The 23,011-nt window shown below is 73.1% G+C and carries 14 protein-coding genes; 12 read left to right on the top strand and 2 right to left on the bottom strand.

Translation table 11 applies throughout. The features are described from left to right. Nucleotides 1-24 precede the first annotated feature (24 nt). The 3 genes from U5640_RS31035 (at nt 25) to U5640_RS31025 (ending at nt 7,451) form a co-directional block, all read left to right on the top strand. Nucleotides 25-4,257, top strand: coding sequence for an SAV_2336 N-terminal domain-related protein (locus U5640_RS31035; protein WP_340379884.1), 4,233 nt, complete (start codon nt 25-27; stop codon nt 4,255-4,257). Nucleotides 4,258-4,362: 105 nt separating this feature from the next. Next, on the top strand, nt 4,363-5,310 hold the full coding sequence (gene sigJ / locus U5640_RS31030; protein WP_340379882.1) for an RNA polymerase sigma factor SigJ: 948 nt from the start codon (nt 4,363-4,365) through the stop codon (nt 5,308-5,310). Between the two features lie 89 nt (nt 5,311-5,399). After that, nucleotides 5,400-7,451: an MMPL family transporter gene (locus U5640_RS31025; protein ID WP_340385439.1), complete on the top strand. Its 2,052-nt coding sequence runs from the start codon at nt 5,400-5,402 to the stop codon at nt 7,449-7,451. A gap of 142 nt (nt 7,452-7,593) precedes the next feature. On the opposite strand, the gene U5640_RS31020 is transcribed toward U5640_RS31025, so the two are convergent. Both U5640_RS31020 and U5640_RS31015 read right to left on the bottom strand, forming a co-directional pair. Then, entirely contained in the window at nt 7,594-8,550 is a 957-nt protein-coding gene (locus U5640_RS31020; protein ID WP_340379880.1) for an IS481 family transposase, read from the bottom strand. 312 nt (nt 8,551-8,862) lie between these two features. Next, nucleotides 8,863-10,119, bottom strand: a complete 1,257-nt coding sequence (locus U5640_RS31015) for a helix-turn-helix domain-containing protein (RefSeq protein WP_340379878.1) — start codon at nt 10,117-10,119, stop codon at nt 8,863-8,865. A gap of 158 nt (nt 10,120-10,277) precedes the next feature. On the opposite strand from U5640_RS31015, the gene U5640_RS31010 reads away from it, so the two are divergent. The 9 genes from U5640_RS31010 (at nt 10,278) to U5640_RS30970 (ending at nt 22,952) form a co-directional block, all read left to right on the top strand. Beyond that, nucleotides 10,278-11,723 (top strand): AMP-binding protein, encoded by a 1,446-nt coding sequence (locus U5640_RS31010; RefSeq protein WP_340379876.1) that lies wholly within the window; start codon nt 10,278-10,280, stop codon nt 11,721-11,723. Nucleotides 11,724-11,793: 70 nt separating this feature from the next. Further along, nucleotides 11,794-13,587 (top strand): DUF3556 domain-containing protein, encoded by a 1,794-nt coding sequence (locus U5640_RS31005; RefSeq protein ID WP_340379874.1) that lies wholly within the window; start codon nt 11,794-11,796, stop codon nt 13,585-13,587. Further along, nucleotides 13,584-15,032: an NAD(P)/FAD-dependent oxidoreductase gene (locus U5640_RS31000; protein ID WP_340379872.1), complete on the top strand. Its 1,449-nt coding sequence runs from the start codon at nt 13,584-13,586 to the stop codon at nt 15,030-15,032. Before U5640_RS31005 ends, U5640_RS31000 begins: the two co-directional genes overlap by 4 nt. A gap of 451 nt (nt 15,033-15,483) precedes the next feature. Further along, complete coding sequence (locus U5640_RS30995; protein ID WP_340379870.1) at nt 15,484-16,524, top strand: rod shape-determining protein; 1,041 nt, start codon at nt 15,484-15,486, stop codon at nt 16,522-16,524. Nucleotides 16,525-16,686: 162 nt separating this feature from the next. After that, the gene (locus tag U5640_RS30990; RefSeq protein WP_340379868.1) at nt 16,687-17,778 is read left to right on the top strand and encodes a cellulase family glycosylhydrolase; all 1,092 of its coding nucleotides are present in this window, start codon (nt 16,687-16,689) and stop codon (nt 17,776-17,778) included. A gap of 90 nt (nt 17,779-17,868) precedes the next feature. Continuing rightward, nucleotides 17,869-18,756 carry an LLM class flavin-dependent oxidoreductase gene (locus U5640_RS30985; RefSeq protein WP_340379866.1) on the top strand — a complete coding sequence of 296 codons (888 nt, stop codon included), beginning with the start codon at nt 17,869-17,871 and terminating at the stop codon, nt 18,754-18,756. Between the two features lie 1,165 nt (nt 18,757-19,921). Continuing rightward, nucleotides 19,922-20,620, top strand: coding sequence for a hypothetical protein (locus U5640_RS30980; RefSeq protein WP_340379864.1), 699 nt, complete (start codon nt 19,922-19,924; stop codon nt 20,618-20,620). Further along, entirely contained in the window at nt 20,617-22,167 is a 1,551-nt protein-coding gene (locus tag U5640_RS30975) for a hypothetical protein (protein ID WP_340379862.1), read from the top strand. Before U5640_RS30980 ends, U5640_RS30975 begins: the two co-directional genes overlap by 4 nt. Beyond that, nucleotides 22,164-22,952, top strand: a complete 789-nt coding sequence (locus U5640_RS30970; protein ID WP_340379860.1) for a TIR domain-containing protein — start codon at nt 22,164-22,166, stop codon at nt 22,950-22,952. Before U5640_RS30975 ends, U5640_RS30970 begins: the two co-directional genes overlap by 4 nt. The last annotated feature ends 59 nt before the right edge of the window (nt 22,953-23,011 follow it).

Here is a 23,011-nt window from a genome sequence, read left to right as displayed (position 1 = left end):
CCGCCGGGACCGCGCCGACGGCCCGTGAACTGGCGGAAGCGCTGTGGTTGGCGCGGCAGTTGGACGGCACCGGAGGACCCTCGGCCGAGCCGGAGGGGCAGGCCGGGGCGGACCCCACCCCGGGGACGGCCGCCCCGGCGGCACCCCCGGCGCCTCCGACCCCGGCGCCTCCCACCCCGGCGCCTCCCACCCCCGGCACCGGCGCTCCCGGCGGACGACCGCGTCCCCCTCCACCTCCCCCTCCCCTCACCCACCCGCCCCGCCCCCGCCGCGACCGGCGCGGCCACCGGTGGCACGGCCCTCCTCGCTCCCGCGCCGCCGATGCTGCCCCGCCCCCTGGCCCTGCAACGGGCCCTGCGTCCGCTGAAGCGCACGGTGCCGGCGGCCCGCACCCGGCTCCTCGACGAGCGGGCCACCGCGGACCGCATCGCGCGGCTCGGCGCGCACCCGGACGTCTGGCTGCCGGTGCTGCGCCCCGCCCGGGACCGCTGGCTGCGGCTGAACCTGGTCCACGACACGGGCCCGACCATGCCCGTCTGGCGGCCGCTGGTCCGCGAACTGCACACCGTGCTGGCCCAGTCGGGCGTGTTCCGCACGGTCACCCTGCACCCGGCGGGCCCCGACGGCGGCGCCCGGCAGGTGCCCGACCCGGGGGACGGCCGGACGGTCACCCTGGTCGTCAGCGACTGCATGGGCCCGCAGTGGCGCACCGGCCCGGCGGGCGAGCGCTGGTACCGCACCCTGCGGCACTGGGCGTCCCGGATGCCGCTGGCCGTCGTACAGCCGCTCCCGGAGCAGCTGTGGCCGACGACGGCCCTGCCGGCGGAGCCCGGCGTCCTGTCCGCCCCGACCGCGGCGGCCCCGCTCACGGCCCTGGCCTTCCGCCCCTACGCCCCGGAGGCCGACCTGCCGCCGGACCCGTCCGCGCTCCCCCTGCCCGTGCTGGAGCCGGGCGCGCCGTGGCTCGCCCACTGGGCCGAGCTGGTGGCGTCCCCGGGCGGCGCCCGCACGCCCGGAGCGGCGGCCCGGCTGCCGGCCGCCCCGCCGCCCACGGCCCCCGTCCCCTCCCCCACGGACCTGTCCGCCCAGGAGCTGGTCCTCCGTTTCCGCGCCACGGCCTCGCCCGAGGCGTTCCGGCTGGCCGGCCATCTGGCCCTGGCCGTCCCCTCGGTCCCGGTGATGCGCCTGGTCCAGCGGGCCGTGGACCGCGACCCCCGACCGCAGCACCTCGCCGAGGTGATCCTCAGCGGCATGCTCACCGCCGTCCCCGGCCCACCCGGCTCCTACGCCTTCCGGCCCGGCGTCCGCGCCCTCCTGCTGCGCACGCTGCCCCGCTCCACCCGTGGCCGCACCCGCGAACTCCTGGCCCGCATCGGTGGGTTGATCGACGAGCGGGCGGGGCTGACGGCGGGCGAGTTCCGCGCGGAGGCGGGCGGGAGCGGCGACGGCGGGCCCGCGATCGCGACGGTGCGCCCGGAGACCGTACGGCTGCTGGGCGGAGCGCCCGCCGAGGAGCTGATCGGGGGGCGGTACCGGCTGCGGGAGCGGCGGGGGCCGGGGCGCAGGGTGTGGAGCGCGGTGGACGTCCGCACCGGCCGGCCGGTCGTCGTCCACCTGTACCCCGAGCAGCCGGCTCCACAGGAACGCTTCCTGCGGGAGGCGCGGGCGCTGGCCGGGATCGAGGATCCGTGTGTGCTGCGGGTGCGGGATTTCGGGGTGCAGGGCGACGTCCCGTACCTGGTGGCCGACTTCGTGGACGGGGTGACGCTGAGAGAGCTCGTCGAAGGCAGCGGGCCGGGCGTTTCCTTCAACGTCTTCGCACGGTTGGTGTGCGACGGGAGGGCGGGGCTGAGCGCGCTGCACGAGCGAGGGCTGGTGCGCAGTCAGGGCGGCTTCGAGGGTCTGTTGCTGCGTCACGACGGCCGGGTGATGCTCAGTCGGGTGGCGCTGGGCGAGGAGTCCGGTGCGGCACGGGCGGACCGTGACAGCGGCGAGTTCAATCAGCTGCTGCGGCAGCTCGCTCCGCACGTGCCGACTCCCCCGCGCTTCCGCGTGCTGCTCAGCCAGTTCACCGACGGGCGGATCCCGTTCTCCGCACCGGCGCAACTCGCCGAGGCCCGGGACGTGGAACCCCTGCACATCCGGATGCTCGGCCCCCTCCGCCTCGCCCGTGGCACGGAGCCTCTGCGCACCCCCTCCCACGAGGCCCAGGCTTTGCTGTGCGTGCTGGTCCTCCACCGCGGTCGGCGACTGACCTACGACGAACTGGCCGCGAGTGTGTGGGAGGAGCCGCCCGTCGGGCTGGACGCCGCCCGCCGGATCCATGAGTTGGCGCGGGAGGCGAGCCGCCACCTCGGCCCGGGCACGCTGGCCGCCGTGTCCGGCGGGTACGCCATGCACCTGGCCGCCACCCACGTCGACGCCTTCACCTGCGAGAACGTCCTCACCCACCGTCAGCCCGGCCAGACCCCCGACCAGCGCCGCTCCCTGCTCCACGAGACCCTCGCCCTCTTCCGCGGCACCCCCCTCGACGGCGTCCCCGGTCCCGCCGCCGAAGCCGCCCGCGCGCGGTTCCGCTCCCTCCGGCGGGACCTCACCGCCGCACTGGACGAGACCGCGCCCCCGCCCCTGCGCTTCCAGACCGGCACCGACCTCTCCGCCCACCCCGAGAGCCGGATCACGCTGGAGTACGCCGTCCACCAGGTGCTGTCCCGGGGGGCGCTGACGCCGCAGCAGTACACGGTGGACGTCCACCCCGACGGTTACTCCGTCCGGGTGCAGGCCGGCACCGACCTGCTGCCCGTCCTCGTCGCCGCCCTGCGCTGGCTGCCCGACCACTGGGCCACGCTCACCGCACCGCCGCGGCTGAGCGTGGGCTTCGGCGCCCCGGCTCCCGGCGAGGACGGCTCCCCGCTGCTGATCGTCGTCCCGCCCGACCTCTACGGCCGTTTCACCACCAGTTCCGCCGCCTCCGGGCCGTACCGGTTCCGGCCGCTGTACGGGGAGACGGGGCTGCCCCGCGCCTGGTGTCACCCGGGCGGCGGGGAGCGGGAGCTGGTGAAGGGGCCCGCGGTCGTCGGGGATCTCGGGCGGCTGGGGGTTCCCGTGCCGGGGCGCACGGCCGTCGTGCACACCGGCCCCGAGGGGCCGCTCACCCTGCTGAACCCGGCCGACCCGTACGGCGGCGGCCCGCCCCGGCCGACGACGTACTACGAGGTGGACCTCACCCCGCAGCACTCCGTGCACCGGGTCGCCCTGCCCAGCTCGGGCAAGGGCGACTTCACGGCCGCCGTCGAGCTGTCCTGGCGGGTCGCCGATCCGGTGGCCTTCGTCCGGGGGGAGCCCGTCCGGGTGGCGGAGCGGCTGCTGGACCATGTCCGGGAGGCCGCACCCCGTATCACCCGCCACCACTCCGTACGGCGGCCCGCGGGCGCCCAGCGGGCCGTCAACTCCCAGCTGGGGCGGTGGCCCGTGCCGGGACTGGAGGTGACGTGCGCGATCGCCCTCGCGCCCGACTACGCGCCGCCCCCGGAGGTCCCCCGAACCGGCGCCACCGCCCGGTCGCTGTCCGAACTGCTCGCGGACGCCGGGACCGTGCTGTTCGGCTTCGACGGGCCGCTGCTGCGGCTGTTCACGGCGGCCGGCGCGCGTGCGGCGGCCGTGGAGCTGCTGCGGGTGGTGGCGGAGCACCGTGATCCCGAGGACGCCCTCGCGGGCCGCGCGGCGGGGGACGCGGGGGCGGTGCGGGAGCTGTTCGTGCATCCGCTGGACGTCCTGCGGGCCTTCGCGCACGACCGGGTCGGCCCGCTGCTGCGGGACCGGCTGGACGAGCTGGAGCTGGGGGCCGTACCGGACGCGCCGACGACCCATCACTCCCTGGCCCTGGTCCGCGCCCTGCACGGCGCCGGGCGCCGGGTGGGGGTCACCACGGACGTCTGCGAGCAGGCCGTCCGGCGGCATCTGGAGGCGCACCGGCTGCCGCTGCTCGCGGGGGTGCACGGCCGGTCCGAGGACCTCGGCCGGCTGATGCCGCACCCGGACTGTCTGCTGCGCGCCCTGGGCCCGCCGGGCACCCCGGCCGGCACCGGGGTCCTGATCGGCTCGACGCTCGCCGAGCTGACCGCCGCCCAGCAGGTGGGCCTGCGGTTCGTCGGTCTGGCCCGCAATCCCACGATCGAGCAGGGGCTGCGCGAGGCGGGCTGCGCGGTCACCGTGCCCTCGCTGACCGCCGTACTGGAGGCGGCGCGGTCGCTGTAGGACCTACGGGTGTGAGACGTGGGTCACATACGGGGGTGGTCATGTCACACTCCGCGCGGCCGGGTCCCTCTCAGTGTCGAAAGCATCCGCGACGGGAGGCCCACGATGTCCCACCCACCGCACCCGGTGGCACGCACCGCGACCGAGGTGTTCGCCGACCACCGGGAGCTGCTGTTCTCCATCGTCTACAACATGCTCGGCAGCGTCTGCGACACCGAGGACGTGATGCAGGAGACCTGGCTGTCGTGGGCGGCACGGCACGCGGCGGAGGGCGCGGCGCGGATCGGGCATCCGCGCGCCTACCTGGTGCGGATCGCGGTCAACGGGGCGCTCGCGCACCGGGCCACCGTCACCCGCCGCCGGGAGACCTATGTCGGGCCCTGGCTGCCCGAACCGCTGGTCGGGCCCCTCCCGGACGCCGCGGCCCCCGCCGACACCGCGGACGCGGCCGACGTGGCCCTGCGCGCCGAGTCGGTGTCGATGGCGTTGCTGGTGGTCCTGGAGACCCTCACCCCGCTGGAGCGGGGCGTGTTCGTGCTGCACGAGGTGTTCGGCTACCCCCACACCGAGATCGCGGAGATCCTCGGCCGCAGCCCCTCGGCGGTCCGCCAGCTCGCGCACCGCGCCCGGGAGCACGTGCACGCCCGGCGCCCCCGGTACGCGCCCGATCCGCAGGTCCGGCGGCAGGTGACCGAGCGGTTCCTGGACGCCGCCCTCGGCGGTGACCTCGACGCCCTGCTGCGGCTCCTGGCGCCGGACGTGACGCTGTGGGGCGACGGCGGCGGCAAGGCGGCGGGCGGACCCCGGCCGCTGCGGGGCCGGGACAAGGTGGCCCGGCTGCTCGCCTCGGTCGCGCCGCGCTCCGGGCAGGGCCTGCGGATCGCCTACCGCAGCGTCAACGGCGATCCGTCGGCGCTGCTGTTCGCCGGCGACACCCCGTACGCGGTCCTCGTCCTCGACCTCACCCCGGACGGGGACCGGGTGTGCGGGATCTACGCCGTCGCCAACCCCGACAAGCTCGCCCACATCGACACCGCGGCGAGGTCCCTGTGAGGGCGGGCACGCCGGCGTCGCTGCCGGGCGGCCGGGTCGGCAAGTGGGTCGTCCTCGCCCTCTGGGCGGTCCTGCTGGTCCCGGCCCTGATGCTGGCCGGGCGGCTGGGCGAGGTCGAGCAGAACGACAACGCGGCCTGGCTGCCGGGGGACGCGGAGTCGACGCGGGTCGTCGAGCGGGTGGCGCGGTTCCAGCCCGCCGACACCGTGCCCGCGATCGTGGTCTACGACCGGCCGGGTGGCGTCACCGCCGCCGACCTGGCGAAGGCCCGCGCCGACGCCGAGGCCTTCCGGCAGGTCGACGGGGTCGAGGGCGCGCCGCAGGGGCCCGTGCGGTCGGCGGACGGGCGGGCGATCCAGACCGTGGTCCAGGTGCACAAGGACCGGACGGGCTGGGAGGGGATCGGCAAGGTCGTCGACGCGCTGACCGAGGTCGGCGAGACGGACGGGGGCGGCGGTCCCGGGTTCCATGTCACGGGGCCGGCCGGGCAGGCCGCCGACTCCGTCAAGGCCTTCGGCGGCGGGGGCGGGCTCACGGCGATCACCGCGTCCGTGGTGGTCCTGATCCTGCTGCTCACCTACCGCAGCCCGGTCCTCCCCCTGCTGCCGCTGCTGACCGCGGGCGCCGCACTGGTCACCTCCGAGGCGGTGATCTACGTCCTGGCGAGGAACGCCGGACTCACCGTCAACAAGCAGACCGGGTTCATCCTGACCGTGCTGGTGTTCGGCGCCGCCACCGACTACGCCCTCCTGCTCACCTCGCGCTACCGGGAGGAGCTGCGGCGGCACGAGGACCGGCACGACGCGATGGAGCGGGCCCTGCGGCGCTCCGGTCCCGCGATCGTCGCCAGCGCGGCGACCGTCGCGGTCAGCCTGACGCTGCTGACCCTGGCCTCCCTGAACTCCACCCAGGGGCTCGGCCCGGCCTGCGCGGTCGGCGTCCTCGTCGGTCTGCTCGCCATGACCACCCTGATGCCGGCGCTGCTGGTGGTCTGCGGCCGCTGGATCTTCTGGCCGACGACCCCGTCGTACGACGCGACGCCCGCCGGCGCGGGGGCCGGCGGCGTCTGGGCCAGGGTGGGCGCCGCGGTCTCCGGGCGGCCGCGGCTGGTGTGGGCCGGCACCGCGCTGGTCCTGGCCGCGATGACGCTCGGCATGTTCGCGCTGCGGGCCGACGGGCTGGCCGGGAAGGACCAGTTCACCGGCCGCCCGCAGTCGGCCGCGGGCGAGGAGATCCGCGCCCGGCACTTCCCGGCCGGCTCGGGGGACCCCGTCCTGGTCGTGGCGAGGGCGGACGCGGCGCAGGGGGTGCGGAGCGCGCTGTCCGGTGTCCCGGGGGTGGCCCGCGTCGCCGCGCCGGTGGTCAGGGGAGGTGAGGCACTGGTGGCCGGGGAGCTGCGGGACGATCCCAGCAGTACGGCCGCGATGCGGGCGGTCGAGCGGGCCAGGGCCGCCGTCCACGAGGTCGAGGGCGCGCGGGCGCAGGTCGGCGGGACCACGGCGGTGCTGCTCGACACACGGGAGGCGGCCGACCGCGACTCGGTGGTGATCATCCCCATCGTGCTGGTGGCGGTGTTCCTCGTGCTCGCGCTGCTGCTGCGGGCGGTCGTCGCGCCGCTGCTGCTGATGGCGACGGTGGTGCTGTCGTTCGGGGCGGCGATGGGGGTGAGCGCGCTGGTGTTCGCGCACGTCTTCCACTTCGCCGGGGAGGAGGCCTCCTTCCCGCTGCTGGCGTTCGTGTTCCTGGTCGCCCTGGGCATCGACTACAACATCTTCCTCGTCACCCGGGTGCGCGAGGAGGCCGTCCGGCACGGCACCCGGCGCGGGGCGCTGACGGGGCTGTCGGCGACCGGCGGTGTGATCACCTCGGCGGGGGTGGTGCTGGCGGGCACCTTCGCGGCGATGGCCTCGCTGCCGCTGGTGTTCGCGGCCGAGCTGGGGTTCGCGGTGGCGTTCGGGGTGCTGCTGGACACCCTGGTCGTCCGCTCGGTCCTGGTCACCGCGCTGACCCTGGACGTCGGCCGTCGGATGTGGTGGCCGAGCGCCCTGTCCCGCCGGACGGCCGGACGGCTCGCAGACCCGCCCGCACCCACCGCTCCGGAACCGGCGCTGAAGGGCGGGCGAAGGCCGGGAAGGGGGTGAGGACCAGGGTTCGAGGTCGCCGTCGGAGACGGCAGCACACGGTCGCAGGAGGGCTTCTGCTCCGGTCCGGACCTTCCTGATGAGCGAGACGCACCTCTTGCGCTGGAGGACGCTGTTCGAGGAGCCCGACGCCGGACAGGCCCTAGGTGTATTGACCCGCAGCGTTGTTCACACGGCTGATCGGTGGCTGGCCGCCGAGTGCGGTGTGGCAGCGGTGGTGGTTGTAGGTGTGCAGGAAGTCTGCCAGGGCCGCGGTGCGCTCGTCGTTGCTCGTGTAGGGCTTGAGGTAGGCCCATTCTTCGAGCAGGGTGCGGTTGAAGCGTTCGACCTTGCCGTTGGTCTGCGGCCGGTAGGCCCGGGTGAGCTTGCCGGTCGCGCCGAGGTCGGCGAGCGCCTGCTGCCAGGCGAAGCTCTTGCGGTAGGGCCAGGCGTTGTCGGTCAGGACCCGTTCGATGCGGTCGATGCCCGTGGTCTGGAAGAAGGCCGCGGCCCGGCGGAGGAAGTCTGCGCAGGTGGCGGCTTTCTCGTCGGCGTGGATCTCGCTGTAGGCGAGGCGGCTGTGGTCGTCGACGGCGGAGTGGATGTAGTCGAAGCCCATCGCGCTGCGGGTGGCCCGGCCCGCTTGTCGGCCCAGGACCTTGTGGCCGCCGCCGTCGGGGATGCGGCCGAGTTTCTTGACGTCGACGTGGATGAGTTCGCCGGGCCGGTCGCGTTCGTAGCGGCGGATGAGCTGTCCGGTGGGCCGGTCCATGTGCGCGAGCCGGTTCAGGCCGTGGCGGGTGAGGATGCGGTGCACGGTCGAGGCGGGCAGGCCCAGGACCGGGCCGAGGCGGGCGGGGCCGAGTTTGCGGTCCTGGCGCAGCCGGCACACGCGGACCTCCACCGCTGCCGCCGTGCGGTGGGGTGTCGTGCGGGGACGGCTGGAGCGGTCGTGCAGCCCCGGCTCGCCCTCCGCCCGCCAGCGGCGGATCCACTTGTGGGCCGTGGCGCGCGAGATGCCCATTTCCGCCGCGACATGCGCGACCGGGCGGCCACCGCAGACACGTTCGACGAGCAGCCGCCTGCCATGAACGGTCAGCCGGGCATTACGGTGGGACACGAAGACCTCCGTGCGGTGCAGTCCTAGACAGCTCCACCACACCGGAGGTCTTCGCCATGATCAAGCACCGGACGAGTGTCAACAACGCTCGTGATCAATACACCTAGGGGGTGTTGCGAAAGTCCTGTGCGGTGCCCGCGGTGTCCGGTGCGTGCTCTGGGGGTCCCCCCGGCCGAAGGCTGGGGGAGTGCCGGACGAAAGCCCTCGTACTGGACGTACTTGGGGTTTCGGCCGGTGCGGCGAGTGGGGGTGCCCCCTCCGGGGGAGCGTGCCGGGCGCCGTGGGTGCTGTGCGGGACTTTCGCAACACCCCCTAACGCAACGGTGTCGACGGCTCGGCCTGCGCGCGCCGGAGTCCGAGCTGCGCACAGGCCAGCAGGGCCACCTCGATGTCCAGGCGGTTCTCGGTGAGCGGGTGGCCGAGTAGCTCCTCGGCCTTGCGCACGCGGTAGTGGACGGTGTTCTTGTGGACGTGCAGGCGTGCGGCGGCGTCGGTGAAGCTGCCTCCTGCGTTGAGGAAGACCTGCACGGTTTCGCGCAGACGGACTGCGGCCTCGTCGTCGTGCATCAGGCCGCCGAGGACGCGTTCGGCCCATGCCCGGACGTCGGTGAGGTGGTCGACGAGCAGGCCGGCCAGTGCGACCTGGGAGTGGAGGACGAGCGCGCGGTCGGGACCGGATCCGGTGGCGGCGACGTCGCGGGCACGCTGGGCGTCCCGGAACGTCTGCCGGAAACCGTCGAGTCCGGGCGATGGTTCACCGACGGCGACGCGGAGCGCGGGGTGCTCGCGGAGCCCGGCTTCGAGACGGTCGACGGCGAGGTCGGGCTTGCCTGTGGAGGAGATCCACGCCCAGCAGGTCTGCTCGTCGGCGGAGATCGTCAGCGGCGCCTTTCCGGTGGCTGCCGCGAGCAAAGCCACGCCTGTGCGGAGCCGGGCCAGGACGAGGTCGGCCGGCCCGGGCCCGGTCCAGATGATGGCGGCGAGGTGCCAGCCGCGCAGGGACGTCGACAGCATCTTCTCGGCCGAGGCGAGGTCGAGCCCCTCGGTGTCGAGCACGGCGCGGACCTGGGCGGCGCGGGTCGCGTCGGAGCGGGCGTCCCACCGGCTGCGTTCACTCTCGTAGATGTCGATGATGCGCTCGATGACCTGGTCGATGTAGCTGTTCGTCAGCAGCGCGATGCGGCTCGTGGCCGCCAGCGCCGCGTCCGTGGGAAGGTCGAAACGCCCGAGCGTGGTCATGGCGCACTGCACAAACATGTGCTCGCCGAGCCGGTAGGCCCGCAGCAGCGCCTCCAGGGACAGACCGTGCTGGGCGAACCGGCGGGCGTACTCCGCGGCGGCCGGCGGCACGGTGATGTCGCCGAGGGAGATGTTCAGCGCCAGCATGTCGACGATGGCCGCGAGGTTGGAGGAGGTGCTGGCGACCATCAGCTGCTGTACGGCGTCATCGTGACGGAACTCGGGGATGATGTCGACGAACATCGAGGTCATCCCCGCGGTCAGCTGTTCCAGCTCCGCCTGGACGGCCTTGGCGGCATCCCGCACGACCTCGTCGACATGGGTGCTCATACCGCGACGTTACCCAACAACTCCGCGTCGGCAAGCTTTGTGACGGCGGCACAAAGCTCGGACCGCGCGCTGGGACGCAAGCCCATGGCCGCCCGGGTGTGCCCTCCCTACCTTTTCCTCATTACGTCTGCCACGGTGCGACTCAATGGTGAGGAAACGTGCACATCTCCGAATTGCCGGATGTCCGGTCGGCCCGGAATCCCGTTGGCCCGTGCATCGAGGACGATCACGAGCAGCTGGACAACCAGGAATTCCTGGCTCGTGTCAGGAATGCTGCGGCTGTGCTGCGCGCTCATGGCATAGGCGCCGGGGACGTGGTCGCGATCGTTCTCCCGAATCGCCTCGAATTCGTCGTCATCATGTTCGCGGCATGGCGGCTGGGCGCCGCGGTCACACCGGTGAACCCCGGGCTGACCGACGCGGAGGCGCGTCATCAGATCGAGGATTCCGCGGCGAAGGCGGTGATCACCGACGACCGTGCCCGTGGCGTGGGGACGCTCGACGTGACCACCGTGACGGCCGCTCGGCCCGCGGCCGGGGGTTCGGCCCCTGACGCGGTCGCCACGGCGCCGGACGCCCTCGCTCTCGTCATCTACACGAGCGGCACCACGGGACGCCCGAAGGGCGTGATGCTCGACCACGTCAATGTCGCCGCGATGTGCAGGATGATCATCGATGGCATCGGGCTGGACGAGACCGATCACAGCCTGCTGATCCTGCCGCTGTTCCACGTCAACGGGATCGTGGTGAGCGTGCTCTCACCGCTGCTCGCGGGAGGACGGGCCACGGTCTCGGGCCGGTTCCGCGCGTCGACGTTCTTCACCGTGGTGGAACGGGCCCGGCCAACCTACTTCTCGGCGGTACCGGCGATCTACGCCCTGTTGGTGGCGCTGCCCGACGAGGTGCGGCCGGACACCTCCTCCCTGCGCCGGGTGATCTGCGGCGCCGCGCCGATGCCGGCCGAGCTCATCGCCCGGTTCGAGAAGCGGTTCGGCGTGCCGGTCGTGGAGGGCTACGGCCTGTCCGAGGGCACCTGCGCCTCGACGCTGAACCCTCCGGGCGGCCGGCGCAAGCCCGGCACGGTCGGGCTCGCGCTGCCCGGCCAGACCGTCGCCGTGATGGACGGCGAGGGCAACCTGCTCGACGACGGCGCGGTCGGCGAAGTGGTGGTCCGCGGCCCGAACGTCATGCGCGGCTACCTCGGACTGCCGGACGAGACAGCCAGGACCGTCGTCGACGGCTGGCTGCACACCGGCGACGTCGGCCGCTTCGACGCCGACGGCTACCTCGTCCTGGTCGACCGGATCAAGGACATGATCATCCGGGGCGGGGAGAACATCTACCCCAAGGAGATCGAGAACGTCCTGCACACCCACCCGGCGGTACTGGAGGCCGCGGTGGTAGGCGCCCCCGATCCGGTCCTCGGCGAGGTCCCGGTCGCGCACGTCGTACCGCTGCCGGGCAGGGAGATCACCGCCGACGAACTCGTCGAGCACTGCCGCGGCTCGCTGGCTCGGATCAAGGTGCCGGTCGCGGTGTCCGTCACCGATTCCCTGCCGAGAAACCCGGTGGGGAAGATCGACAAAAGACGGCTGCGCTCGTAAAAGTCCACCCGAATCAATTACGGGTGCGGTTCTGCGCGCTCGAAAACCGTCGTGGAGAAAGGCCGGAACAATGGGATTCAAGACAGGTGACTTTCCGCCCGTGGACCAGCAGGCGTTCCTGGAGCAGCCGCTTCAGGAACGCCTGAGAACACTGGCCCTGCACTGGGTGGAATACGGCTTCGGCTCGCCGAAGATGATTCCGGCGACGTACGTGGTCAAGGTCGCCTTCCTCTACGTCGTCGCAGGGACCGCCCTGGCGACCTGGACCTCGGACGCCGGCCCGTTCTGGGACGTCACGCACTGGTGGAACCAGCCGGTCGTCTACCAGAAGCTGGTGTTGTGGACGGTGCTCCTCGAAACGCTCGGCGTGGCCGGTTCGTGGGGCCCGATCGCGGGCAAGTTCAAGCCGATGACCGGCGGGATCCTGTTCTGGGCGCGGCCGGGCACCATCCGGTTGCGGCCGTGGAAGCGGGTGCCGTTCACGTCCGGGGACCGCCGCACGGTGAGTGACGTCCTGCTCTACCTGGCCTTTGTGCTGTCCCTGCTGCTGGCCGTCGTACTGCCGGGCGTGCCGACCGCGTCGCTCACCGAGGCGTTGCCGGACAACACCTCCGGGCTGGTCCGCCCGGCACTGCTCATCGCGCCGATCGTCCTGTACGTGCTGGTCGGGCTGCGGGACAAGACGGTCTTCCTGGCCGCCCGCGGTGAGCAGTATCTGCCCGCGCTGTCGTTCTTCGCCGTCCTGCCCTTCACCGACATGATCGTCGCGGCGAAGCTGCTGATCTGCGTGGTGTGGATCGGAGCCGGAGTGTCGAAGTTCGGCCTGCACTTCACCCATGTCGTCGCACCGATGGTCTCCAACAGCCCCTGCGTTCCGTCGAAGCGGATCAAACGGCTGCACTACCGGGACTTCCCGCACGACATCCGCCCGTCGAAGATCGCGACCTTCATGGCGCACGTCGGTGGCTCGACCGTCGAGATCGCCACCCCGCTGGTGCTGCTGTTCTCCACGAACCGCTGGCTCACGCTCGCCGGCGTGGCGCTGATGGTCGTCTTCCACCTCTTCATCACCTCGACGTTCCCGCTGGCGGTGCCGCTGGAGTGGAACCTGCTGTTCGCCTACCTCTCGATCTTCCTGTTTGCCGGCTTCCCCGCCTGGAACGGCTATGGGGTCGGCGACATGTCCTCGCCGTGGCTGGCCGCCGGGATCGCGGCCGGGCTGGGCTTCTTCCCCGTCCTCGGCAACCTGCGCCCGGACCTGGTGTCGTTCCTGCCCTCGATGCGGCAGTACGCGGGCAACTGGGCCTCCGCGCTGTGGGCCTTCGCACCGGGCGCGGAGGAGAAGCTGAACTCGCTGCCGCACCGACCGACGACGAATCAGGTCGACCAGCTCCAGGCGATGGGTTACCCGCGGGCGGTCGCGGAGATCACCATGCAGCAGACGATCGCCTGGCGGTCGATGCACAGCCAGGGCCGCGGCCTGTTCTCGGTCTTGCTGAGGAATCTCCCGGATCTCGAGGAACGCACCGTGCGGGAGGCGGAGTTCGGCTGCAACTCGCTGATCGGGTTCAACTTCGGCGACGGCCACCTGCACCACATCGATCTGATCAACGCCGTGCAGGCACGGGTCGGGTTCGCCCCCGGGGAGTGGATCGTCGTATGGGTGGAGTCGCAGCCCATCCACCGGGGGATCCAGCGCTACCAAGTGATCGACGCCGCGCTCGGGGTGATCGAGCGGGGCACGTGGAAGGTCGCTGACGCGGTCAGGGAGCAGCCGTGGCTGCCGAACGGTCCGATCCCGATCGATGTCACCTGGACCCTCGAACACGCGGCACGCAAGACGGTGGAGAGCGGGACGCCATGAGCACGGCGGTCGTGGTCGGCGCGGGACCCAATGGCCTGGCCGCCGCCGTTGCCCTCGCCCGGGCGGGCGTAGAGGTCACCGTCCTTGAGGCGGCCGCGGAGATCGGCGGCGGCACGCGCTCCGGTGAGGCGATCCTTCCCGGGCTGCTGCACGACCACTGCTCCGCCGTCCATCCGATGGCGGTGGGCTCGCCGTTCCTGCGCGAACTCGGCCTGGAGCGGTACGGGCTGAAGTGGGCGCTGCCGGAGATCGACTGCGTCCACCCGCTCGACGCCGGCACAGCCGGGGTGCTGCACCGCTCGGTCACCGAGACGGCCACAGGTCTCGGCGCCGACGGCCGGCGCTGGCAGCGGCTGTTCGCGGGCCCGTCATCGTCGTACGACACCCTGAGCAACGACATCCTCGGCCCGCTGCTGCGCATCCCTCGCCACCCCGTACGGCTCGCCCGCTTCGGCATCCCCGCCCTGGCCCCGGCGTCGCTGCTGGCGACGGCCTTCGAGACCGAGGAGGCCCGGGCCCTGTGGGGCGGCGTCGCCGCGCACGCCTTCCGCCCCCTCGACCGTCCGCTCAGCGCGAGCATCGGGCTCGGCATCCTCACCGCCGGGCACCGGCACGGCTGGGCGGTCGCGGAAGGAGGATCCCGCCGCATCACCGACGCGATGGCGGCACTGCTGCTCGACGTCGGCGGAAAGATCGAAACCGATGTCCGGGTACGGTCCGTCTCGGACCTGCCGCCCACGGACGTGACCGTCTGGGACGTGACGCCCACGACCCTGGTGGACGTCCTGGGCGACCTGCTCCCCTCGCGGGTCGCCCGCGCCTACCGCCGGTTCCGTCACGGCCCAGGGGCGTTCAAGGTCGATTTCGCGGTCGAGGGCGGGGTCCCCTGGACCGCCGAAGCCGCGCGGCGGGCCGGCACCGTCCACGTCGGCGGCACGTTCGCCGAGATCGCTGCCACCGAACGGGAGATCCACGCCGGACGGATGCCCGAGCGGCCCTTCGTGCTGGTCGGGCAGCAGTACCTGGCCGACCCGTCGCGCTCGGTCGGAGACACGCACCCGGTGTGGACGTACGCTCACGTCCCGAACGGCTACCCCGGCGACGCCACCGAGGCGATCATCGCCCAGATCGAGCGGTTCGCCCCCGGCTTCCGGGATCGGATCATCGGCACCAGCGTCCGCACGACACCCGGATTCACCGCGTACAACCCGAACTACGTCGGCGGCGACATCATGACCGGCGCCAAGGACGTCCTCCAGCTGATCGCCGGACCACGTCTCACCCTCCAGCCCTACGACACCGGCCTGCCCGGCCACTACCTGTGCTCCGCGGCCACCCCGCCCGGACCCGGCGCCCACGGCATGTGCGGGGCCCACGCCGCCGACCGGGCCCTGCGCCACCTGCGGAGCCGGCCCTCAAGTGACCGACGTCGCGCACCCGGATGATCACGTCGTCGTGGAGGCACAGGCGCGTGACTGCGGGGCTTCGCCACCCCACCGAGAACGTGATCGCCGACGCCTGCCACCAGGGGCGAGGCCCGCGACCGGCGAAAGCCGACGAAGGACCGGCGAGATCCGGGGAAGAGTCAGGAAGGGTCGGCGAGAACCCGGCGAGGGCCGGGAAGAACCCGGCCAAGGGCCGGTGCGGGTTTGCAGGGCCGCTCACCGGCGACTCGCGGGGGCGGGTCGGGCCGCTGCCGCGCCCGTGTCCGGGGGGTGTGGGGGCGCCCCGCGGGGACAACCCCCCATTCGGTCGCGCCCCGCCCGGCCCCCTTGAAGAGGCGTCCCCCCGCACGGCCCGCGCAGGATGCGAGGGAGGCCGGCCGCCCGGCGGCCCACCCGCAGGAGGCCCGCCGGCCAGGCGGCCCCATGGTCTGCGCTCTCGGGAGGACTTGCCATGACCGCCAGTCTGGAGCAGTTGCGCCGCTGCCACTTCGCCGTAGACCTCGGGGCGGCACGGACCCGGGTGTACGTGCGGGGGGCCGGGCTGGTCGTCGACCAGCCGTCCGTCGCCGCCGTGAACACCCGTACCGGCGCGCTGATCGCGGTGGGCGAGTTCGCCGAGCGGATGACGGGCCGCACCCCGGACTACATCCGGGTGATGCGGCCGGTGTCCGGCGGCACGGTCGTCGACATCGAGATGGCGCAGCGCATGCTGCGGCACCTGCTCGGCGACAAGGTGCGCCGGCAGTTGCGCCGCAAGCCGTTCCTGCGGGCCGCCGCCTGCACCCCGCACGACGCCGACCCGCTGGCCCGCCGCGCCACGATCGAGACGCTCGTCGGGCTGGGCTCGCGCCGGGTGGAGCTGGTGGACACCCTGATCGCCGCCGCCGTCGGCTGCGGGCTGCCGGTCGAGCACCCCGAGGCCACGATGATCATGGTGTGCGGGGCGGCCGCCACCCAGATCGCGGTGCTCTCGCTCGGCTCGATCGTGACCGCCGAGCGGATTCCGGTGGGCGGCGAGGCCGTGGATCACGCGATCGTGCAACACCTGCGACTGGAACACGAGTTGATGCTGCCGAGCCAGTCCGTACGGCCCCTGCAGCTGGCCCTGTCCGGCAACGGTCTCACCCCGAACGGGCCGACCTCCACGGAGATCCACGGGCGGGACGTGGCGACGGGCCTGGCCCGTTCCGTCCTCGTCGACACCGCCGCCGTGCGGGACGCGATCGAGACCCCGCTGACGGCCGTGCTCGACGGCATCGGCAGGGTGCTGCGGGAGTGCCCGCCGGACCTGGTCGCCGACCTGGCGGACCGGGGGATCATGATGGTCGGCGGCTCCGCCCTGCTGCCCGGCTTCGACCACATGCTGCGGCAGGCCACCGGGATGCCGGTCCACATCGCGGAGCGGCCCGACATCTGCGCCGCGCAGGGCCTCGGCGCCATGCTGGAGGGCAAGATCGCGCCGCTGACCCTCAGTCCGCTGGCCACGTCCTGACGGGCCCCGCGGGGCCCCTCGCCCGCAAACGTTACGCGCGCGAAACCTTGACGATCACCGGGCGCAGTGCCAAGCTTCCGGCGCCGCCATGTTTACGTAAACATCACCCCTGCGCAGAGTGCGATGTTTGCGTAAACATCGTCGTTCGGAAAGGGCAAGTCGATGCGCAAGACCCCCGTCAGAGCCTCCTCCCGCTCCTCCCGTACCTCCCGCTCGCCCCGGCTGCGGGCCGCCCTCGCCGCCGTCGCGGTGGCCGCCGTCGCCGGCAGCACCCTCGCCGCCGCGCCCGCCTCCGCCGCCCCCGCCCACTCCGGCCTCGCCGCCGACACGACCCAGTTCAAGGGCGTGAACTGGGCCGACCCGCGGGACAACTTCGCCGACGACTACCTCCAGCTGTCCGGTCTGTCGACCTCGGACACCTACCGGCAGACGTACACCAAGGCGAGCCGGATCATCGCGGCCTTCCGCGCCAACCTCGGCGCCAACACGGTCCGGCTGCCGATCAACCCGTACACGGTCAACGGCGCGTACTGGAAGTCGTACCGCGCGGTCATCGACGCGGCCTCCGACCGGGGCTTCAAGGTGATCGTGTCCTACTGGGAGGGCACCGGCACCCGCAAGGACGGCTACATCGACGACGAGGCCACCTACTGGCCGATGTGGAACACCGTCGTCAAGGCCTACAAGAACGACAGGCGCGTCTACTTCGAGCCGATGAACGAGCCGCACGGCTACACCGACACCGAGTGGGCCGACATCGCCGCGAAGTGGCTCGACACCTACCGGTCCGTGCCGCGCAACCGGGTCTTCGTCAGCGGCGCCGGCTACAACGACCACGTCACCTCGGTCTGCGCCGACCCGCGCCTGAAGGGCACCTACCTCTCCCTGCACCACTACGGCTTCTGGAAGTCGTACGCCACCTACGACCAGTGGGTCGCCGACCTGAAGGTGCGCATCGGGGACTGCGCCAACCGGACCGTGGCGGACGAGTTCGGCGCCCCCATGACCGACGGCCTGAACTACGACGTGAAGACGCCGGACAACAACTACATCAACTTCATCCAGGCCGTCACCGACACCTTCCGCGAGCTGAAGATGGGCTCGGTGTACTGGCCGGGGCTGCGCACCGACGACATCTACTCCGTGCAGAAGCTCGTCGGCCCGGTCAGCCGTCCGTGGCTGGAGACCACCAACCAGTCCGGCGCCGACCGTCTCGCCTGGGCCTGGGGCCGCGGCAGGCCCGTCCAGGGCTGACATGGACAGACCGGCCCGCCGTCCCTGACACCGGCGGGCCGGTCGCCGCCTTCCGTCGATCCCCCCGTCACCTACGCAAAGGTCCGGAGCATGACGAACGTACGCATCGGTGTGATGTACGACCGCGACTGGGCGCCGGAGGGGCTGCCCGCGTTCGCTCGGCGGGCCGAGGCGCTCGGAGCGGACGACCTCTGGGTCGTGGAGGACCTCGACTGGAACGGCGGGGTGTCGGCGGCCGCCGTGGCCCTCGGGGCGACCGAACGCCTCCGCGTGGGCATCGGCATCGCCCCCGCCCCGCTGCGCAGCCCCGCGCTGCTGGCGATGGAACTGGCCACGCTGGCCCGGGTGTTCCCCGGCCGGCTGGTGGCCGGGATCGGGCACGGGGTGCCGGAGTGGATGGCCCGGGCCGGGGTCGCGCCCCGCTCCCCGCTGGCGCTGCTGGAGGAGACGATCACCTCGGTGCGGGCGCTGCTGCGCGGCGCGCGGGTGGATCTCGACGGGCGTGAAGTCCGGCTGGAGGGCATCAAGTTGGTGCATCCGCCGACCGAGGTGCCGCCCGTCGTCGCGGGGGTCGTACGGCCCCGCTCGCTGGAGCTGTCCGGACGGGTCGCGGACGGCACGCTGATCGCCGAGGGCCACGGCCCGGACGACCTGGCCCGGGTCCGCACCCTGACCGAGCGGGGCGGCGCCGGTCCCGAGCACACTCTCACCGTCTTCTCCTTCACCTGCGTCGGTGACGACCCCGACGAGGTGTCCCGCACCCTCCACCCGCACACCGAGGGCCACGGCGCCTGGCTCGGCCGCCCGCAGGAGGAGGTCTTCGCCGTCTCCGGCACCGCCCGCGAGGCCGCCGCCGCCATCGACGACCTGGCGAAGGCCGGCGCCGCCACGGTGGTGCTCCGCGTGGTCGGCCCGGAACCGCTGGACCAACTGGCGGCAGCACTGAAGGCTTCGGGCCGACCGACCCCCGCCCTCTAGTGCCGTGACCGGAAAGGTTCACCGGCTCGCGGGGGTGTTTCGAAAGTCCCGCACAGCACCCACGGCGCCCGGCACGCCCTCTCGCCGCACCGGCCGAAACCCCAAGTACGTCCAGTACGAGGGCTTTCGTCCGGCACTCCCCCAGCCTTCGGCCGGGGGGACCCCCAGAGCACGCACCGGACACCGCGGGCACCGCACGGGCTTTCGAAACACCCCCTAGACGCTGCCCCTGTTCGCCGGGGAGCGGGCGGCGCGGCGTCGCGGGCGACCTCCCGAGGGAGCGAAGCGTGCGGCACGGGCCGGGTGTGCCGGACGCCGCGGGCCAGGCGGACCTGCGCGGGCACGGCCCGGGGCGCACTCCGGGCGCCCCGGGGCAGGCAGGCCCGCATGGACCCGACTCAGGGCCCGCGCACGGGGCACCCCGGGGCAAACAGGCGTGCGCGACCCCGTCCCAGGGCCCGCGTGCTCCGGCAGCCGGGCGTCACGAGGCAGGCGGGCCCTCGTGGACCGGCCCAAGGCCCCGCGCTCCAAGCATCCCGGCGTGATGACGCAGGCGGGCCTTCGCGGACCCCGCCCAAGGCGCCCTGCGAGCACGCCGGCCGTCGCAAGGCCGACCGAACCGGCCGGACCCGCCCAAGGCCCCCGCGCTCCGGACACGCCGGCCTGACGGGGCAGGGAGACCTGGGCGGACCCGGCCCAGCGCGTGCTCCGGGCAAGCCGGGCGACGCAGGGCAGGCAGGCCTTCAAGGACCCCGCGCCGCGGCCGGGGGTCGTAGGTCGGGTCCGGCGCTTGCGGGACTGCAAACCCGTCCGGGACCGAGAGAGGTTGTAGGTGGTCGGCGGCCCGGTCTCCCCGCCGGCCGATGAATCCGGCGTCGCCACCGCGCAAGCCGGGCCGGAGCCGGCTGCCGCTTCGACGCGGAGTCGCGTGCCGCTGCGACTCGGAGTGGCCCCCCGGTGGACCGGGCCGTCTGCCGCCTCGTCCACCGGAAGCGGATCGGAAGCGGATCGGCAGGTGGAAAGGGTGGTCCGGGAAGCGGGGCTTCTGGTCACATCTCGTCAGCGCGAAAGCGGATCGCGTCCCACGGATGTCGGGCAGAGTGACTCTGGTCGTGCCGCGAGAACAGTGAAAACCCGGCAGCCCGCCGGGAGTTGCGAGGGGCCCATGAGTCAGCCGATCCATCCCGACGCCCGCACCAGACCGGGCGGCACCTACGAGACGCCGACCCTCTTACCCGCCGCCGGCCAGGAACGGACGTACGCCCTGATCGTCGCCGGGATCCCGCTGCTGCTGATCCTGCTGATCACCGTCCTGCCCTCGCTGGCGTCCGCGGACACGGGTTCGTCCGGGTCCTCCGGGTCGTCCGGGGTGTCCGGCGGGGCGGGGGGTGGCTGGTACGCGCCTCCCAGCGAGGAGGAGTACTCCACCGAGCCGTATCCGAGCGACCCGTACCCGACCGAGCCGTACCCCAGCGAGGAGTACACCGGCACCGACGACGACTCGGGGCAGGGAGTGCCCTCCCCCAGCCCCTCCGAGACCGTCACCCCCACCGGCGGGCCCGACGCGACCGTCCTCGCCTACTACGACGCCATCAACGCGCAGGACTACGAGACCGCCTGGGAACTCGGCGGCAAGAACCTCGGGGACGGCGGCTACCAGGCCTTCGTGCTGGGCTACCAGGACACCGCGCGGGCCGAGCCCACCGTCGAGTCCGTCGACGGCGACACGGTCACCGTCGGCCTCGTCGCCGAAGGCACCGACGGCACACGGACGACGTACCGCGGTACCTACACCGTGGAGGACGGCGTCATCACGAGCGGCTCGATGGAACCGACCGGCCAGAGCGGAGCAGCGACGCCATGACCAGTGACACCACCCTCTCCGTCGCCGGGCCCGCCCCGGGCCGCGCGCCGGACGACGCCACGAGCAACGCGACCCGGCTGCTGTGCGCGGGCACCTATCTCGACCCGCTCTACCGGGCCTCCGTCATCCGGGAGTTACTGACGCACCGGTTCCGGGTGGTGGCACCGTCGTACGGCTACGACGCGGTGCCCGTGCTCGCGCACGCCCTGGCCGCGCGGCGGTTGCAGCGGATCCGGCTGGCCGTCCTGGGCGCAGGTCTCGTCGGCACCCTCGTCCTGACCGGGGCCGGCGTCCTGGGCGGGTTCACCGGGTTCCTGACCGCGCTGTGGCTGTGCTGGGTCACCGCCTACCTGCGGCGGGTCGTCACCCTCCAGGCCCTTGTGGGCCGGCTCGGACGGGGCGGTGACGGATTCACCGGCGCGTACCCGCGGCACCCCCGGCTGACCCCCGACCTGGTGTCCAAGATCGACCGGGAGCAGGCCTCGGACGGCACCCTGGTCCGCTACGGCGGATACAAGCCGTTCGTCGGCGCGGGCGAGCCGGTACGGCGGTGGTCGACCGCCGAACTGCTGACCGGCGCACCGCTTCCGGTGGTGGAGCACGGTCACCGGCCGCCGGGCGCCCCGCCGGCCCCGGGGACACCGGGCGTCCAGGAACCGCAGCGCAAGGAGGTGGTCCCCTTCACCGTCGAGGAGATCACCGCCTACGTCGCCGACCGGATGAGCGCCGAACTGCGCGACCGGGCCCGCGAGTCGGAGCGGATCGAGGGTCTCGCCGTCGAGCGGTCCACGTTCACCACGGCCGTCACGACCCGGCGCGGCCCGGCCGGGCCCTCCCCGGCGGACGGCGAGGGGCGCTGGGACGAGGTCTACGACTCCGCACGCGCCTATCTGTGCGTGCGGGTGGGCTCCTGGCAGCAGGAGCTGGTCACCACGGCGTTCGTGGGCTTCGACCTCAAGGGCAACACCCTGCACACCGAGTTCTACTCGTACGTGCTGGCCCCGATCAAGGCGGACTTCCACCTGGTGGACCGGCTGCCCGCCGCCCTGGACGCCCGGCTGCTGGCCCGCGTCGGCTGGGACACCCTGCTCGGCGCGCCCGAGGCCCTGGTGCGGCCCGTCGTCACCCGGCTGGGTTCCTTGCTGCCCGGCCGGCTGTCCTGGCGCCGCGGGAACCGGATCCGGGTGCCGCTGCCCCTGGACACCAGCGAGTTCCGCCTCGGCCGCTACGCGGACACCGTGCTCGACCTCGGGGCGCTCACCAGCATCCGGGAGATGGCCACCAGCGAGGACTTCCTGCACTTCTTCCAGGAGACGGACACGATCAAGTACACGCAGATCGTGGAGCGCCAGCTCCTGCACGTGGTCCGTGACTTCCTGCACGAGCACAACATCGACCTGGCCGAGCACGAGGCACGCCAGACGAACATCCTCAACGACTACGGGAGCAACAACAACTTCATGACCGGCGACAACAACACGGCCAACTCCGGGACCCAGAACTTCCACCGCGCCCCCGCCGCGGCACAGGGGGGCGGCACCGCATGAGCGACACCTCGACGGGCGGCGGCGGTCACCGCAGCGACTACGGGCACGGCAATGACTTCGGGCACGGCAACAACTTCGTGACCGGGAACAACAACACCACCAACTCCGGGACGCAGAACTTCTACGACGCCCCGCAGGCCCCCGCGGACCCCGCACCCGCGCGGGTGCGGCCGGGGACGGAGGCGGGGACGGGGACGGGGGCGGGCGACGGCGGTCCCGCCTCGGACATCAGCCGCAACGTCTTCGTCGTGCACGGGCGGGACGAGGAGGTGCGGATGAAGATGTTCGATCTGCTGCGCCTGCTCGACCTGCGTCCGCTGGAGTGGGAGGACCTGGTCCGGGCCACCGGGCAGACGGCGCCGTTCCTCGGCGAGGTCGTCGCCGGTGCCCCCGCGCGGGCGCAGGCCGCGCTGGTGCTGCTCACCCCGGACGACGTGGTCCAGCTGCACCCGGCGCTGCGGGGCGCGGTCGAGCCGCCGTACGAGACGGAGCCGACCGGCCAGCCCCGGCCGAACGTGCTGATCGAACTGGGCATGGTGCTGATGGCCTACCCGGAGCGGACGCTGATCGTGGAGATCGGCGAGCTGCGCCCGGTCTCCGACATCGGGGGCCGTAACGTCATCCGCTTCGACGGCTCGGCGGCCGCCCTGGGCAAGATCGTGGAGCGGCTGAAGGGTGCCGGCTGCCGGGTCAACGACACCGGCTCCGACTGGCGTCAGACCTGGCCGTACAGCCGTCTGGCGGCGTACGGCCGCACCGGGCGGGGAGTACCGCCCACCCCGTGAACCGCGGTACGGGCCCGGTGGTCGTCCACGGCCGGGGGAGGGGCCCGTACCGCCGCCCG

The sequence above is a fragment of the Streptomyces sp. SS7 genome (genome assembly GCF_037993025.1).
GTDB lineage: Bacteria > Actinomycetota > Actinomycetes > Streptomycetales > Streptomycetaceae > Streptomyces.
The sequence above is the reverse complement of the archived record's forward strand: the minus strand, read 5'-3'. Positions and strand labels throughout refer to the sequence as shown.